The organism is Micromonospora sp. CPCC 205546 (genome assembly GCF_036902715.1).
GTDB lineage: Bacteria > Actinomycetota > Actinomycetes > Mycobacteriales > Micromonosporaceae > Micromonospora.
Window position 1 is genome coordinate 1 of record NZ_JBAKHL010000033.1, and the last position, 16,974, is coordinate 16,974.

Sequence of the window (16,974 nt, forward strand, 5' to 3'; positions counted from 1 at the left end):
ACTTCGACGCCACCGGCCCCACCCGCACCACCGTCGCCGTACACCAACTGCCCCACCCGCACCTGTTGATCGAGATCCAGGCCGTGGCCGTACTGCCCTGATCTAACGGCACGTCATCCTTCACGTTCCGCCGCTCCGTCGAGCCGGGCGAGCAGGGCACCCACCTCGGTGTGCAGGCGACGCAGCTCCGCGGCCGTCGGCGCCAGCTCGTAGCAGTGATGGTGGGCGGCGGCCGACAGGGTCGCCCAGGCGAACGCGACGCGGCGGGCGACGACGACGCCGGGGCCGAGCCGGCCGCGCAGCATCAGCTGCTTCGCCCGGCCCTGCCGGCACCCGGCCACCGCCGGCCTGGTCCGCCGCCAGTAGGCGTCGATGCCACCTTCGAGCGCGAGCCGGATCAGGCAGGCACACGCCCGGGGCCACCAGCCGCCGGCGACGGCGGCCCCGCCGAACGCGCCGGCACCATGCAGCAACTCCTCGGCCGCCGCCAGGCAGCGCTGTGGCGTCGGCGCGGTCACCGCAGCGCCTCCGTCAGCAGGCGGGCGTCCGCGACCAGGCCCGGCAGGTCCGCCAGGTACGACCCGTGCACGCCCTCCCGACACGCCTTGTACGCGGCCACCGCCCGCGACCCGTACCGGCGACTCAGGCAGCCGAGCACGTCCCCGCCCCGGTCGGCGTCGTCGAACAGGGCCAACGCGAGCGTGGTGGTCAACCTCCGGGAGGCGTCCACGATGGCCGCCTCGATGTCGTCGTGCGGCACCCCGCGCGCTACCCGCTGCCGCCACACCATGCGGTGGCAGGCCGCCTCCACCGCCGAGCGGCACAGCTCCGCCACCACCGGCCCGCGCACCTCGGCGGCGATCTCCTCGTTGCGCGCCAGCGCGTACGCGTCGTCGAGGTAGCGCGTCACCGGATCGGAGGCGGGCCGCAACGTGACCACGGACCGCTCCGCACGGATCACCTCGACGATCCGGGCCCTGCCCACCTCGAGCCGGCGCACCGCGTCCGGCAGCCGGGTGTCGTGGGTGAAGACCACCACCTGCCGCTGCTCGGCCAGCGCGGCGAGCACCCGGGCCAGGCCGTCGACCTTGGCCGGGTCCATGCTCTGCACCGGGTCGTCGACGACGATGAACCGGAACGGGCTCTCCGGCGCGCACCCGCGCGGCAGGAACGTCGCCAACCCGAGTGCGTGCATCTCACCCTGGCTCATGACGCCGAGCGCGGTGCCGTTGTCGGCGCCGTCCACGCTGACCGGGAACGCCACCCGCCGCCGGGTGTTCGTTCCCTCCAGGGTCATCGCGCCCAGCTCGACGTTGCTCTCCTGGCGCAGCTGCGCCCAGATCCGCTGCGAGTGCTCCGCGAACGGCGCCACCCGCTCGTTGCGCAGCCGCGCGGCGGTGGACTTCAGCCAGGCCCGCGCCGCCTTCACCCGGGCTAACGTCGCCTCCCGCTCGGGCAGCCGGGCCGCGGCGTCGCCCCAGCCTCGCAGCTCGGCCGCCGCCCGCCGCCACCCGCTGTCGCGCTGCCGCAGGACCCCTTCCGCGTGCGCGCGGGCCGCCCCCGCCGCGGCCACGACCGCCGGATACCGCGCGTCCAGGTGCGCCGCCAGTTCGACCGGCTCCGCGGGTACGCGCCGCAGCGCCGCCACCGCCTCGCGCAGCCCGTCCAGCGGCGCCTCCACCGCACCGACATGCCCGTCCAGCGGCACCTTCGCCACGTCACGGGGGCCGTCCAGCGGCGACTCCGTCGCGTCACGCGGCTCATTGAGCGGCGAATCCGTCGGGTCGACCTCCGGCACGGTGAGGTCGTCGATCAGGTGGTGCGCCTGTCGCAGCAGAGCGGTCAGCCGCGCCGCCGCCGACTGGGCGGCGAGACTACGGGCCCGCAGCCGCTCCAGCGACTCGCCAGCGGCGCTGCGCCAGTCCCCGTCGAGGCTGCCCGTGGCGCAGACCGGACACGGCCCGTCGCCGGTGTCCTCGTGGTGCTCGATGGCGAGGCGGAGCAGCTCCGCGCTGCGCAGCGCCGCCCGGTTCCGCCCGCCGTCGTGCCGTTGCACCTCGGCGGACGCCTCGCGCAGCTGCTCCGCCAGCCGCGTCATCTCCGCCACCGCCGGCACGCGTAGCTCGACCAGTCGCCGGCACAGCAGCAGCGGCCCGTCGGCGGCGAGTTCCTCCGGTTCGTCGAGGACAGCGCCCAGCGCCGTCAGGTCGACCGCGCCGCGTCCCTTCAGTAGTACGGCCGCCCGTCGGGCCCGGTCGTCGGCGACGCCGGTCAGCTCCTCGGCGAGCGCGGCGCGCCGGGCGCGTACCTCCTTGACGGCCGCGTCGACGGGCCGGGCGGCGGCCATCAGCCGCTGGTCGGCGTCGGTGATCGCCTCCAGCCCGAGGATCGCGGAGATCGCGTCGAAGAGCTGGCTCTGCGTGCCGGCGGTGAGCCGGCCCAGCTCGGCGGCGGTGAGGAACGGCCGGTACAGCTCCAGCGGGCGGGCCAGCCCCAGCTCCGCCAGGCTCGCGTGCCGACCGTGCCCGCTGGTGACGGTGACCTCCGCGTCGGCCAGCGTCGCGCCGAGCGGCCACGACCGGGTCACCGTCACCGGCTTCGCGACCCCGTCGACGTGGAGCTGCGCCACGATCCAGCACGGGTCGGGGGAGTGCAGGTTGCGCCAGCCCGTACGCCAGACGCTGTTGCGCTCCGCCCAGCGGGCGCTGTCGCCGGTGAGCGCCAGCTCGACGGCCTCGGCGAAGCTCGACTTGCCGGAGCCGTTGCGCCCGACCACGAGGGTGAGGCCCGGGCCGGGGTCGAGCTGGAGGGTGCGTTCCGGTCCGACGCCCCGGAACCCGGCGACGGTGACCGAGGAGAGCCAGATCCGCCCCGCCGGCGCCTCGTCGGTCGGTACGGCCAGCTCCAGGCTGGTCTTCCCGCCATCGAGCGCGGCGGCCAGGTCGTCCTGGCCGCTGAGCGCGGCGAGCACCAGTTCGGCGGTGTGGTCGGGCACGTCGTCGGCGGTGAGCCGCTCGAAGATCAGCTCGACCAGCGGCTCGGTACGGCGGGCGGGCAGGGTCGGCGTCGTGGGAGAGGTGTGGCGGGGGATGGGCATGGTCGTCTCCAGGCGCGTGCTCCCCACGGGCCGGCGGAGGTGCCGGCCCGCTGCGGGGAGCGGGGGGAGGTGGTTCCGGATGGTGTGGAGCTGATCCGGTGGACGGATCGGAGCGCTGCGTGTCGCTGTCGAGCTGCGCGGCCTGGCTGCGTCAGCAGGCAGGAGAGGTGGGGGCGTGTTCCGGCAGGCGGTAGGTCACCGGCTTGCTGGGCTGCCGGAGGATCAGGCCGGGACCGACCCAGGCTGGGGTCGACGGGCCGGTGGACGGTGCGGCGGTGTGGCGGGCAGCGAGAACCACGATCATCTCCCGGGGTGAGAAGTCAGCGGTGCGGTCAGCTGGCGACGGTGGTGTGCCAGTCGCGGAGGAACGCGTCGACCAGGGCGTGCGCGCGGGGGCGTACGTCGAAGGACTCGCCGAGCCGGCGGCGGGCCATGTGGGACAGGCCGTCGGCGGCCTCGTTGAGGGCGTGACCGCTGTGCCCCTTGACGTGCGCGAAGGACAGATCCGGCCGCCGGCCCACCAGTTCGGCGAGCCGGACCAGGGTCGGCTGGTCCGACGACCTGCGCGGGCGCAGGCTGTAGCCGGCCGGTATGGCGTCGGCCTCGCCGGCCTGCCAGCGGTGCAGGTACCGCAGGGCGGACAGACTGTCCAGCAGTACGGTCATGCCGGCCGGCGCCTCGTCGTACGCGGACAGCAGGAAGTCGACCGCCCGCAGCTCGTTGATCAGCACGCGCGACGCGCCCGTCGGGTCGAGCCGGTCGGTGCCCCGGCTGCGCAGGCCCCAGTGGCCGTCGCTGACGACGTACCCGATGCCGCCGGCGCGTCCCTTCCAGCTGGCGTCGGTCGCGGCGACGAGCGGCGCGGACGTCCCCGCCCAGCGACCGACCCGGCCGCGACCACGCTGCTGGTCCGGCTGCGGGCGGCAGGTCCACCCGTGCCGGGCGGCCTGCTGCTCCGCCGTGTCGAGCAGCTGCCCGGCCGAGGCGATCTCGTCGTAGTGCGCGGCGGTGAGGGCCAGCCGCACGGCGTCGCCGATGCGCTGGCAGTCGTCGCAGCGGGTGACACGGGCGTAGGCGCGCAGCGCGACGGCGCGCTCGTGCAGGCCAGTGGGGAGCAGGTCCAGGGCGCGCAGGAACTCATCGGGACGCACGACGCCTCCTGACGTCTCGTAGTGGTGAGGGAGGGGCGCCGGGCGGGGCGGTCTGTTCGCCGTCGGCGCTGTGGAGCTGATGTCGTAGACGGATCAGGCGGGCGTGATGGTCCAGTTGCCGTCCGCCGTCACCTGGACGAGGGCGGGCGCTTCCAGCGGACGGACACCCGAGTAGCCGCCGATCTCGTTGACCAGCAGACCGCCCTCCCCGGTCTCGATCGAGTAGGCGTGGATGACGAAGTTGCCGCTGCCCCTGGTGTGGGTGATCTTCGCGGCGGTGCCGGCACCGCCGAGCATCAGCACGTCGTCACCCTTGCCTGCGGCCTTGCCGGTGGTTGCCTTCGTGGCCAGCTGGGCAACGCTGCCAATCGTCAACGTCCACGACCCGGACGCCTCCACCTCGAACTGGGTGGTCAGCGAGCCGTCCTCGAGATTGATCCAACGTTTGCCGCTGTAGGAGCCGATCTCGTTGACCAGCAGCCCGTCCCCGTCGCTCTTGAGGACCGTGTTGCTGGAGCACTTGCAGGTGAACTTGACGACCGAGAGGTCGGTCAGCTCGCCTACCCGCACGATGTCGTCGCCGCGCCCCCTGACCACCTTGGGCTTGGGGGCCGGCGGGGCCGTGGTCGGCTCGGGGGCGGTGGTGGTGGGAGCGGCCGTGGTCGGAACCACCGTGGTCGGGGCGGCGGTGGTGGGAGCGGCCGTGCTCGGCGCGACGCTGCTCGGAGTGGTTGACGGGAGGCTGCTGGCGCTGGTGGCCGGCTCGTCCTCGTCGCCAGCGACCGCACCGATGACCGCACCACCGCAGCACAGCGCGACGACGAGGGCCACGCCACCGACGGCCCAGGCTCGGGCGTTAGAGCGCTTGGGTGGGGCGGGCATCCCGGCGATGGTGTAGCCCGACGAACCGGGCGGTGATACCGCCGCGCCGGTCGGGGGCGTCGGAAGCTGCGCGGTCGGGTGTGGCGGCACGGCGGACACCGGCGGGACGGCGGGCTGCTCGGCGGGCATCGGGGTGCTCGGATCGGTCACGACAGTGCTCCTCTGTGAACTGACGCGGTGGTGGGCTGACGCCCGGGAGGCAACGGGGCGGGCGGTCTCGCCCGCCCCGAGGGGACGGCGGAGGTCAGCTCAGGGCGACGGTGACGCCGCCGGAGAACGGCGAGTCGTGCAGCTCGAGCTTGGTGAGCTTGACCTTCTTGGGGATGTCGAAGACGACCACGCCGGTCACCTGGTTGCCGGGGTTGATGTCGTTGAGGAACGTCTCGGCATTCTGGTTGGCGTAGACGGCGGCGCCGGTGTCGGCGGAGTACTCGGTGCCGTCGGCCGCGTACGCCTTCTGGCTGCTGCCGTCGAACATCTGCGACTCCTTGCCGATGTTCTTGACGTTGATCGTGACCAGGCAGAACTGGCCCTGCGCCTTCTCGCCGAGCACGCTGTCGCCGACCTTGGCGACGCCGCACTTGGACGACTTCACCGTGAACTCGAACTTCCCGTCCCGGGCCGGCTGGCCGATCTTCGCGGTCTTCGCCGCCTTCTCCTCGCCCTTAGCCGCCCGGCCGCTGTCGCCCGAGCTGCTCGCGGCGTCGGTGCCGCCAGCGCCGCAGCCCAGCGCGACAACGGCGGTGGCGAGCAGGGCGAAGGTCGTGGTCTTGCGCATCGTTGTCCTCCAACTGTGAACGTTGCGGGGTCAATGAGAGCATCGCTCGACAACACTGTCAACAGAGATTGTGAACCTTGACAGGCGTGGGAGACTTCGGACGTGAAGACACCGACCGTCACGGCGGCGGAGATCGCCCGGCTCGCCGGAGTCGGTCGTGCTGCCGTCAGCAACTGGCGCAAGCGGCACCCCGACTTCCCGGCCCCGGTGGGCGGCACCACGGCCAGCCCGGAGTTCGACCTCATCGAGGTCGAGCAGTGGCTACGCGGTCAGGGCAAGCTCCCCGAGCTGTCCCGCGCCGACCGGCTCTGGCGACACCTGGCCGCACCGACGCAGACGCCGGCGTCCGCGCTCGCGAGCGTCGGCGCCCTGCTGCTCGCCCGCCATCGCGGCGAACGCCCCACCCCCAGCAGGGCCGACGACGACCTGTCGACCCTGCTGCCTGACGTCGACGCCCTCGCCGACGAACTCGGCCCCCAGACCGCCTTCGACGAGTTGTGGCAGCGCTTCTCCGCCCCCGGCCCGGGCCGCCTCTTCGCCACCCCCGACGAGCTCGCCGACCTGATGGTCGCCCTCGCCGACGTCGGTGAGGGCTCGGTCCTGGACCCCGCCGCCGGCTCCGGCGCCACCCTGCGCGCCGCCGTCCGCGCCGGCTGCACCACGGCGTACGGGCAGGAACTCGACTCTGACCTCGCCACGCTCGCCGGGCTCTGGCTCGCCCTGCGCGACGTGCCGGGCGAGGTCCGCGCCGGCGATTCGCTGCGCGCCGACGCCTTCGAGGGCCGTACGGTCGACGCGGTGGTCTGCCACCCGCCGTTCGGCGTTTCGAACTGGGGCAACGAGGAACTCGGCTACGACCCCCGCTGGGAGTACGGCGTCCCGCCCCGCACCGAACCGGAGCTGGCCTGGGTGCAGCACGCGCTTGCCCACCTGCGCCCCGGCGCGTATGCGGTGCTGCTGATGCCGCCTGCGGCAGCCGGTCGCCGGGCCGGCCGGCGCATCCGTGCCGAGCTGCTGCGGCGCGGGGCGCTGCGTGCCGTCGTCGCGCTGCCCAGCGGGGTGGCCGCGCCGCACGGCGTACCGCTGCACCTGTGGGTGCTGCGACGCCCCGCGCCCGACGTGCCCGCCCCGGCGCGGGCGCTGCTCGTCGACGCGGCCGAGGGCGACGTCGCCGAGCTGTCCGCTCGGGTCCTCGCCTCCTGGCGGGCCTTCACCGCCGCACCTGACGCCGATGTCGAGCAGGCCGGCTTCGCCCGCGCCGTGCCCGTCATCGAGCTGCTCGACGAGGAGGTCGACCTCACCCCCGCGCGCCGCCAACCCGCCGCCGGGGTCGAGCAGACCGGCGAGCATCTGGTAGGCACCAGGGAACGGCTGGCCGCGATCGTCGGCGACCTGCCCGCGCTGATGCCCCGGATCAGTCACGCGAGCGAGGGATCAGCGTCGCCGGCCACCTCGGTCGCGGACCTGATCCGCGGCGGCGCGCTGCAACTACTCGGGCCGGTACGTGCCTCATCCGCAGCCGGCCAGCCGCCCGTCGACGTGCCCGCGACGGAGAGCGGCCCACCCGTGCTGACCGTGCCCGACGTGCTGGCCGGCGTCGACGCCTCCGGTCAGGTCGACGAGCGGCTCGGTCAGGAGATCCCGCTCGCGGTCGGCGACGTGGTGGTGCCCATGGTCGCCAGTACGCTCACCGCCCGGGTGATCACCGCCGAAGGGGCGCTGCTCGGCCGCAACCTCTACCTGCTGCGCCCCAACCCGGCGGCGCTCGACCCATGGTTCCTCGCCGGGCAACTGCGCACCTCCGCCAACGAGAAGCAGGCGTCGAGCCTGTCGGGAACCCTGCGCTTCGACGTCCGCCGGGCGCAGGTGCGCCGGCTGCCGCTGGACGAGCAGCGGGTGCACGGGGAGGCGTTCCGGCGCCTCGCGAAATTTGAGTCGGCAATCAGACAGGCCGCGGAACTGGGGGCGGAGCTGGTGCGGCTCACCGCGGATGGCCTGGCCCAGGGCAGCTTGCGCCCGAAGGACCGCGACCGATAGACCCGCAGGGTGCCCGGGAAGCACCATCCGGCTGCTGACACCACAATCGTCCACGTTGTACGGTCATGCGTCCGCCGGGCGTGGGGCCGGTGCGGGGTGTGCGGGACGGGTGTCATCGCGTGGGGGGTCTGGTGGCGCTGGACAAGGTCGGTGGATACCAGGTGCTCCGGCCGCTGGGCTCGGGTGGCATGGGAGTCGTGTACTTCGCGGTCTCGCCCACGGCCGAGCGGGTAGCGCTGAAGGTGATCAAGCAGGAGCTGCTCGAGACGCCGACGATGCGGGAGCGCTTCGCCGCCGAGGTGGAGAGTCTCAAGCTGGTGTTCGGGTCGCGGGTGGCGCGCCTGGAGGACGCCGACACCACGGGTGACCCGGCGTGGCTGGCCGTCGAGTACGTGCCGGGAGCCACGCTGCGCCAGCACGTCGACGCCGGGGGCCCGCTTGCCCTGCCGGTGGCCGCGATGGTCGGTGCAATGCTCGCCGACGGCCTGACCAAGGTGCACCAGGTCGGGCTGCTGCACCGCGACCTCAAGCCACAGAACATCATCCTCGGCCCGGACGGCCCGAAGCTCATCGACTTCGGGCTGGCGGTGCTGATCGACCGCGAGCAGTACGTGACAGAGGCGGGCGCCCTGGTGGGCACGCCCGCCTACATGTCGCCGGAGCAGGTCCGGGGGGAGCGCGAGCTGACCGCCGCCGTCGACATCTACGGCCTCGGCGCGCTGCTGGTCTTCGCGCTCACCGGACACGGCCTCTATCCGCCGACGAACTCCTGGAACCTGCTGCTGCGCATCACGGAGCCGGGCGACCTGCCGGATCTCTCCGGTGTGCCGACCGAGCTGGTGCCGTTGATCGGCGCCATGTTGGCCCACGACCCGACCGCCCGGCCGGGGTTGGACGTCGTCCGTACGCGGTTGCTGGCGGTCGCCTCCGCCAGCGCCGGCAAGAGCGTGCTCGACCTTCGGCAGGAGGTCTGCGCCCTCACCTACGACGACAACACGGAGTTGCTCGTCCCGCCGGATCTTCAGGATCCGGAACAGGAGCCGGAGGACCTGCCCGACGGCGGCGAGGAGAGCACCGCCGAGGTGCCCGGGACGACGCCGACGAGGGTCGACCCCGACCGGCCGGCGAACCCGCACCCCGACGTGAACTGGCTGGTCGACAAGCTGCGCCGCCAGTACGCCCGCCGCTCGTCCCTGTAGGAAGGCCCTTTCGATGACAACCACCCAGGAGGCGACGTTCGCCCCGGGCTCCCGCATCGTCGTACGCGACGAGGAGTGGCTGGTGCGCAGCGTCAAGACCGGCACCGCCGACGGCACCATGATCAAGGCGGTCGGGGTCTCCGAGTTCGTGCAGGACGTCGAGGCGACCTTCTTCACCGAGCTGGACGCCATCCAGGCGATGCGCCCCGAGGAGACCGTCCTCGTCCGCGACACGTCGTCGAGGTTCCGGCAGAGCCGGCTCTTCCTGGAGGCCGTCTTCCGGCGTACGCCGCTGCCGCGCACCGAGCGCGGCCTGGCGCTGGCCGACCGTTTCCTGCTCGACCCGCTGCCCTACCAGCAGCGCCCGGTGGAGCTGGCCCTGTCGGGGCTGCGCCCGCGCGTGCTGCTGGCCGACGTGGTGGGCCTGGGCAAGACCCTGGAGATCGGGCTGATCCTCGCCGAGCTGATCCGCCGGGGTCGGGGCGACCGCATCCTGGTGGTGTCCCCGCAGCAGGTGCTGGAGCAGTTCCAGCGGGAGCTGTGGACCCGCTTCGCGATCCCGCTGGTGCGGCTGGACTCGGTCGGCATCCAGCGCATCCAGCAGGAGATCCCCGCCGGGCGCAACCCGTTCACGTACTTCAAGCGGGCCATCATCTCCGTCGACACGCTCAAGGACGCCGGCCAGTTCGGCCACCACCTCGACGCCACCGTCTGGGACGCCGTCGTCATCGACGAGTCACACAACCTGATCAACAAGGGGACCCAGCGCAACGAGCTGGCCCGCCGCCTCGCCGCGAAGACCGACGCGCTGCTGCTGGCCAGCGCCACCCCGCACAACGGCGACAAGGAGTCCTTCGCCCAGTTGATCTCGCTGCTCGACCCGGCCGCCATCGCCAACCCGAAGGACTATCGGGCCGACGACATCGCCCACCTCTACCTGCGCCGCACGAAGATCAGCCCCGAGGTACGCGACCAGATGGGCGACCGCTGGGCCGACCGTGGCCCCTCCCAGGCGGTGCACTGCCCGGCGACGCCGATCGAGGAGCAGGTCTTCGACGAGCTGACCGACGTCTGGCTGGCCGGCAAGTGGAGCGACGAGACGATCACCGGGCAGCACCGGCTCTTCCCGTACACCTTGTTGAAGTCCTTCCTGTCGTCGCACCGTGCGCTGCACGAGACGGTGACCAACCGGCGCAGGAAGGCCACCGGCGCCGAACGCGTGGCGCTGGACCGGCTCGCGGAGCTGACCTCGGCGATGACCGATGCCGACTCCAGCAAGCTGACGCACCTCGTGGCGCAGCTGAGGGAGATCGGCGTCGGCCGGGGCAGTGACACCCGCGCCGTGGTCTTCTCCGAGCGTGTGCCCACGATCAAGTGGCTCGCCGAGGTCGTGCCCGGCATGCTCGGCCTGAAGTCGGCCGCCGTGCGGGTGCTGCACGGCGGTGTCGCCGACACCGACGAGCAGCGCATTCTCCAGGAGTTCGAGCTGGCCGGCAGCGAGGTACGGCTGCTGTTCACCGGCGATGTCGCCTCGGAGGGCGTCAACCTGCACCAGCAGTGCCACCACCTCATCCACTTCGACATCCCGTGGAGCCTGATCCGCATCGAACAGCGCAACGGCCGGATCGACCGCTACGGCCAGCGCCACCGCCCGCAGTTCCGCGCGCTCGTCCTCACCTCCGCGCGCCCGGACGCCAAGGACGACCGCACCGTCGCCGAGAAGCTGCTCGGCCGGGAGGAGACCGCCCACCGCAGCCTCGGCAGCGTGGAGGCCGCCACCGGCCAGTTCGACGCGAAGGCCGAGGAGGATCGGCTGGTGCGTGACCTGCTCGCCGGCCGCACCGTCGAGGAGTCCTACGAGGCCGCGCACGCCGAGATCGACGTGATGGCCGACCTGTTCGGCGAGGTCGGCACCGCCCCCGTCGCGGCGGAGGTGCCGCGCGCCCGGGTGCCGAAACTCTTCGACTCGACCCGCGACTTCGTCGACGCCGCCCTGCACGAGGTCTACGACGACCGGCCCGAGGACCACGTGGACCTGCGCCGCGAGGACGAGCTGCTGACGTTTCTGGCCCCCGGCGACCTGGTGCATCGGCTCACCGACCTGCCCCGCTCCTACCTGCGCGCCCACCGCGAGGGCGAGGCGCTGCGGCTGAAGGTCACCTTCGACCGGGACCTGGCGCAGCGCAAGCTCGACCAGGCCCGGCAGAGCAGGACGCCGACGTGGCCGGAGATCGCGTTCCTCAGCGACGTGCATCCGATGGTCGACTGGCTGGTCGACAAGGTGCTGATCCGGCTGGGCCGCCAGCAGGCGCCGGTGCTCACCGCCGACGTCGCCGGGCCCGTCTTCCTCGTCCAGGGCGTCTACGCCAACCGCCTCGGCCAGCCCACCGTCGTGCAGTGGATGGCCGTCGCCGGCCTGCCCGACCGGCCGAGCATCCAACCGATGGACGAGGCGCTGCGCGCCGCCAACGTCGGCCCCGACATGGTCAACCGGGCCGAGGCCGTCGACACAGAACCGCTGACCTGGCTGCTGCCGCAGGCCGTCGCCGCCGCCCGCGAGCACCTGAAGGTCAAGCGCGCCGAGTTCGACGCGGCCAACGCCGAGCCGCTGCGCCGCCACCGTGACCGACTGGCGACGTTCCAGCAGGCCAGCCTTCTCGACGAGCTGCCCGGCCCGCAGCGCGAGAAGCGCCGCCAGCGGGTGCACACCACCGTCAGCGAGCAGCACGACCTGCTCGACCGCCTGGAAACCGACGGCGAGCCGCTGCTGCGCGTCCTCGCCGTCCTCGTACCGTCCCCGGAGCGTGCCGCATGAGCGAACGTAGTGAGCGAATCATCAGGCTCAGAGTGGTAGTGCCTCACGACGGCACGCGGCGCAGCGGAGTGCCGGCATGAGTTTCGAGTCGCTGACCAACCGCGGCGAGTACCTCTCCGCGCACTACCTGGCCGAGATTCTGCCCACCACGCTCAAGGGCGGCCTGGTCAAGCAGTGGGCCGAGCGGGAGAAGGGCGGCCAGCAGACGCCGCGCACCGGCCTGCGCGGGATGCGCCGCTCGTACTTCGACGCCAAGACCGAGCTGGCCGACGACGAGTTCTTCGACCCGGAGCGGCTGCGCAAGCTGCACCAGGACGTGCTGCGGGCGCTCGGCTTCGAGCCGCAGCCGCGGGCCGTCACCGTCGAGCGCAACGGCCACGAGCACGAGATCCACGTCGCCCACGCCGAGCTGGGCACCGCCCACGGCATCCTCGCCCTCGACTGCGGCTGGGCCGTCGACACGGAGGCCGCCCAGGACCCGGACGGCGCCGGACGGCTGCTCGACGCGGTCGCGCTGCCCGGCAACGAGACCATCAACACCGGCGCGAAGCTCGCCTCCTTCCTGCTCGCCGCCGACAACCCGAAGCCCCGCTACGTGCTGATCCTCAGCGGCGGCGTGCTCACCCTCGCCGACCGGGCCGCCTGGGGCGAAGGCCGCTACCTGGCCGTCAGCCTCGACACCCTCTACGCCCGCAACGACGACAAGGAGTACGACGTCGTCGCCGCCCTCTTCGGCGCCGACTCGCTGCGCCCACCCGCCGAGGGCGGCACGGAACCCCTCGCCGACCTGGTCGCCGGCTCCCGCCAGCACGCAGTCGGCGTCTCCAGCGAGCTCCGCGAGGGCCTGAAGGTCTCCGTGGAGCTGATCGCCAACGAGGTCCTCGACCGCATCCGCCAGGCCGGCCACCAGCCGCAGCACGTCATGGACCTCGACGAGCTGGCCAAGGAACTCGGCCGCGAGGCGCTGCGCTACCTCTACCGGATCCTGTTCCTCCTCTATGCCGAGGCCCGCCCCGAGCTGGGCGTGCTGCCGGTCAACGACCCCCAGTACGTCGAGGGCTACAGCCTCGCCCGCATCGGCGACCTGGTCTCCCGCCGCCTCCCGCCGTCCGCCGAGGACGGCACCCACCTCTACGAGTCGCTGGACCTGCTGTGCCGCATGGTCAACGAGGGCCACCGCCCGCGCGGCGGCGCGGAGGTCGAGCAACAGGCCAGCGAGGGCGAGGGCCTGCGCTTCGAGCCGATGCGCTCGGACCTGTTCCTGCCGGAGAAGACGAAGCTCATCGGCCGGCTGATCGCCGAGCCGGGCAGCGACCCCGACGACCCGGACGGCCCGAAGATCGACACCCGGCTGCGCAACAAGGTGCTCTACGAGGTGCTGCGCCGCCTCATGCTGACCAAGGGCGGCAGGAGGCGCCGCGGCGGCTTCATCTCGTACGCCCAGCTCGGCATCAACCAGCTCGGCGCCGTCTACGAGGGCCTGATGTCGTACACCGGTTTCGTCGCCACCGAGCAGCTCTACGAGGTCGCCAAGAACGGCGACCCGAAGGACGGCTCGTGGATGATCCCGGCGTCGAAGACCGACGACTACGCCGACAACGTCTTCGTGGAGAAGGAAGACCCGTACACGGGCGTGCGCAGCCGGGTCAGCTACCAGCCGGGCGAGTTCGTCTACCGGCTCGCCGGCCGCGACCGGCAGACCAGCGCCTCTTACTACACCCCGCAGTCGCTGACCGAGGTCACCGTCCAGCTCGCCCTCAAGTACCGCCTCGACCAGGACGGCACCACCACGCCGGCGCGCGAGCTGCTGGACTGGACGATCTGCGAGCCGGCGCTCGGCTCCGGGGCGTTCCTCAACGAGGCCATCAACCAGGTAGCCGCCGAATACCTGCGCCGCCGGCAGACCGAACTCGACGTCACCCTCGACCCGGAGGCATACCACCTCGAACTCCAGCGGGCGAAGGCCTACATCGCGCTGCACAACTGCTACGGCGTCGACCTCAACCGCACCGCTGTCGAGCTGGCCGAGGTCTCCCTCTGGCTCAACGTCATGCACACCGGCCTCCAAGCCCCCTGGTTCGGCCTGCACCTGCAACGCGGCAACTCCCTCATCGGCTGCGGGCGCAAGCTCTACGACCCGAAGCAGCTCGCCGACAAGTCGTGGCTGACCACCGCCCCGGCCGAGAAGCCGTTCCGAGACGGGCCGATCGACGAGGGCACCATCCACCACTTCCTGCTCCCCGCCGATGGCTGGGGCGCGGTCGCGGGGGAGAAGGAGGCCCGCGAGCTGGCGCCGGCCGAGACCGCCAAACTCAAGGCATGGCGTACGGCGATGAAGCGCGTGCCGTCGGCCAAGGGAAAAAACTCTCAGGTCAAGCGCTTGCAGGCGCTGGGCCGGCGGGTCGAGTTCCTGTGGGGGCTGGTGCAGCAGCGTCTCGCCATCTCCGAGCGGGAGATCCGCCGAGACATCAAGGTGTGGGGCGCGGACGACCTGCCGCCGGTGACCGGTGCGGTGGCCCGGGAGAAGATCCTTGAGGACCTGACCGCGCCCGGCACGCCGTACTGGCGACTCAAGACGCTGATGGACGTGTGGTGCGCGCTGTGGTTCTGGCCGCTCGACAAGGTCGGCCTGCTCGACGGCTCCGACCCCGCGTACCCGGCCGCACCCGTCCAGGTGTCGCACGTCAAGGACGTTCCGGTGTACGAGGAGCCGGTCTACGAGACGCAGGACATCTTCGGCAACGTGCAGGCGCAGCAGATGAAGCTGCCGACGAAGGCGACCGGCGGCACGCGGCGGATGACCGTGGCGGAACAACTCCGCCAGCAGGTGCCCCTGACCAACCTGGACGACTGGCTCACCTTCGCAGAAGCGCTCATCGGCCGAAGCGACGCGGACGAGCACACCGCCAGGTTCTACGGTCGCGAGCTGACGAGCCTGGACGCGATGAGCGAGTACGAGCGGAAGCTCGACGGCGTCATCGGCGTCGACTCACCGTGGACGCTCTCGGACCGCTTCCCATGGCTCCTCACCGCCGACCAGATCTCCGAGCAGCAGGGCTTCTTCCACTGGGAACTTACGTTCTCGCAAGCGTTCGGACAGGGCGGCTTCGACCTCCAAGTCGGAAACCCGCCCTGGGTAAGGCCGGAGTGGAACGAAACAGCCGTACTTGCGGACTACGATCCATGGTTTGCCTTGCACGGGTTCGTCGATCTATGGGCCGAGAGAAAGTCTCAAGCTGTTGCGGGCAACTGGGTGTCGTACGTTCAGGAATTCCTTGTGACGAACGCCATCGGGAACTACTTGGGATCTCGGATTAACTATCCGGAGCTTGGTGGCACCCAGCCCAACCTCTATCGTTGTTTCATGATCAAGGTTTGGGCAAGCGCAGCACGCGGCGGAATATCCGGCTTGATTCATTACGACACACACATGGCCGGAATTCGCGAAGCCGAATTCCGTGCGGCCACCTATAAACATATGCGGCTTCATGCCCACTTCCATAATCGACGGCTACTGTTCCCTGAAGTTAACTGGAACAAGCAGTTCTCCCTCAATATTTATGGCCACCCTGGTGACATCAGGTTCGTTCACCTTAGTTGGCTGTTCGATGCAAATACCCTGCCAGCTTCACTCATTCATGACGGCAGCGGCGATATGCCGAGGATCAAGATCGGGGGCAACTGGGACGTGCGCCCCCATCGCAGTCGGATTGTCGTAGTGGACGAGGGTATTCTGCGTGTTTGGCGAGAATTCTCCAACGAATCCGATTCGCCTATTGAGCATACGAGGTTGCTTTACCCGCTGAACGTGTCGGAGCAAGCGGCGATTGAGACGCTATCGATCTTTCGGCCAAGAACTGGCGAGTTTGGGCGCATCAACCTCGGTCTTGTCGATAAGGGTTTGGTTCGGGATGGATATCTTGAGGAGCGGGTGGTCCGTCCGGGCTCTTGGCGGGAAGTCTTGCTTCGCGGAGCCCAATTCGGGATTTCTACACCATTCGCCAAAGAGCCGCCTAAAACCTCCAATGTAGACAAGACGCTGGACCTGCGCGAGCTGCCTTCAGGCGCAGTCGCTGTTTCAGCTTTCCGCTTTATGGTTGAGCCGGACAAAATGGATGATTTGCAGGTCCAGTGGGCGGGGCAACCTTCTACGTCCTACTTCAGGCTGGCTTGGCGAGAAATGGCGCCAGCCTCGTCGGAGCGAAGCTTGATTGCCGCTTTGATCCCTCCAGGCCCGGCTCATTTATCTTCTGTTCGTTCTACGATCCTTTCCTCTGCTCTCCTGACCATTCTTTCCGTAGGTTTTTGGAGTTCGATCCCGCTGGACTATGCTATCCGTTTAGCGGGCAGGGAGCATGTGAAGGAATCCGATGTCCGGCGACTTCCCGCGCCCGTTGAAGGGCATCCGCTTGCTGCGCCACTAGCTCTTCGGGTCTTGCGTATGAATGCGCTGACTAGCGCGTATGAAAAATTGTGGCAAGAGACGTATGACTCCTCATGGTTAAAAGAATCTTGGGTAACGTCCCAGCCTGCAGTTGCTGCCCTAGGTGAAATTCAGCCGGTTTGGGACCAGCGTACTCCTCTGCGGGTGGAGGCGGATCGTCGTGCCGCTCTACTGGAGATAGATGCGATCGTGTCTGTCTGGCTCGGATTGAGCGCAGATTCTTTGGTATCGATGTACCTTGCTCGATTCCCGCAACTGGCTGACTATGAGGCCGAAATGTGGTTTGATGCTCGGGGCCGGCGACTATCTAAGAACTATAATCAGTGGGGCTGGGGGCAGTCAAAGGTGCACTACGCGGAGCTAATAAAGTACTTGGAGAACCCCACGGATAACTTGTTGCCTGAAGGCTATACCCCGCCGTTCTATAAGGTCGATCGTGAGAACGAATACAGGCAGGCGCATGCGGCCTTCAGTAAGCGCCTTCAAGATTCTGTCAGGGCTGGTTGGCAATCGTCGTAACGTCGACTCCTAAGGGGCGTCTCGTAACTGGGTGAAGGTGTTGCCTGGGGCG

Annotated in this window: 9 protein-coding genes and 1 pseudogene; 5 read left to right on the forward strand and 5 right to left on the reverse strand. The window is 70.4% G+C overall.

Going from position 1 to position 16,974, the window contains the following annotated elements; all coding sequences use genetic code 11:
- Window positions 1-101, forward strand: a pseudogene (locus tag V6U77_RS16850) (RidA family protein); the annotation flags it as partial.
- Window positions 102-113: 12 nt separating this feature from the next.
- On the opposite strand, the gene V6U77_RS16855 reads toward V6U77_RS16850, so the two are convergent.
- The 5 genes from V6U77_RS16855 to V6U77_RS16875 form a co-directional block, all read right to left on the reverse strand.
- Window positions 114-518, reverse strand: coding sequence for a hypothetical protein (locus tag V6U77_RS16855; RefSeq protein WP_334607278.1), 405 nt, complete (start codon window positions 516-518; stop codon window positions 114-116).
- Window positions 515-3,097 carry an AAA family ATPase gene (locus V6U77_RS16860; RefSeq protein WP_334607279.1) on the reverse strand — a complete coding sequence of 861 codons (2,583 nt, stop codon included), beginning with the start codon at window positions 3,095-3,097 and terminating at the stop codon, window positions 515-517. Before V6U77_RS16860 ends, V6U77_RS16855 begins: the two co-directional genes overlap by 4 nt.
- Before the next feature lie 332 nt (window positions 3,098-3,429).
- A complete protein-coding gene (locus V6U77_RS16865; RefSeq protein ID WP_334607280.1) occupies window positions 3,430-4,248 on the reverse strand; it encodes a ribonuclease HI in 819 nt (272 codons plus the stop codon).
- Between the two features lie 93 nt (window positions 4,249-4,341).
- A complete protein-coding gene (locus V6U77_RS16870) occupies window positions 4,342-5,280 on the reverse strand; it encodes a hypothetical protein (RefSeq protein ID WP_334607281.1) in 939 nt (312 codons plus the stop codon).
- A gap of 94 nt (window positions 5,281-5,374) precedes the next feature.
- Entirely contained in the window at window positions 5,375-5,908 is a 534-nt protein-coding gene (locus V6U77_RS16875; protein ID WP_334607282.1) for a DUF4352 domain-containing protein, read from the reverse strand.
- 102 nt (window positions 5,909-6,010) lie between these two features.
- Here V6U77_RS16875 and V6U77_RS16880 point away from each other — a divergent pair, with 102 nt between their 5' ends.
- The 4 genes from V6U77_RS16880 (at window position 6,011) to V6U77_RS16895 (ending at window position 16,922) form a co-directional block, all read left to right on the forward strand.
- Window positions 6,011-7,945 (forward strand): N-6 DNA methylase, encoded by a 1,935-nt coding sequence (locus tag V6U77_RS16880; RefSeq protein WP_334607283.1) that lies wholly within the window; start codon window positions 6,011-6,013, stop codon window positions 7,943-7,945.
- A 119-nt stretch (window positions 7,946-8,064) separates the two neighbouring features.
- Window positions 8,065-9,144 (forward strand): serine/threonine-protein kinase, encoded by a 1,080-nt coding sequence (locus V6U77_RS16885; RefSeq protein WP_334607284.1) that lies wholly within the window; start codon window positions 8,065-8,067, stop codon window positions 9,142-9,144.
- A gap of 13 nt (window positions 9,145-9,157) precedes the next feature.
- Window positions 9,158-11,959 carry a helicase-related protein gene (locus V6U77_RS16890; RefSeq protein ID WP_334607285.1) on the forward strand — a complete coding sequence of 934 codons (2,802 nt, stop codon included), beginning with the start codon at window positions 9,158-9,160 and terminating at the stop codon, window positions 11,957-11,959.
- Between the two features lie 76 nt (window positions 11,960-12,035).
- Window positions 12,036-16,922, forward strand: coding sequence for a class I SAM-dependent DNA methyltransferase (locus tag V6U77_RS16895; protein ID WP_334607286.1), 4,887 nt, complete (start codon window positions 12,036-12,038; stop codon window positions 16,920-16,922).
- Window positions 16,923-16,974: the final 52 nt, after the last annotated feature.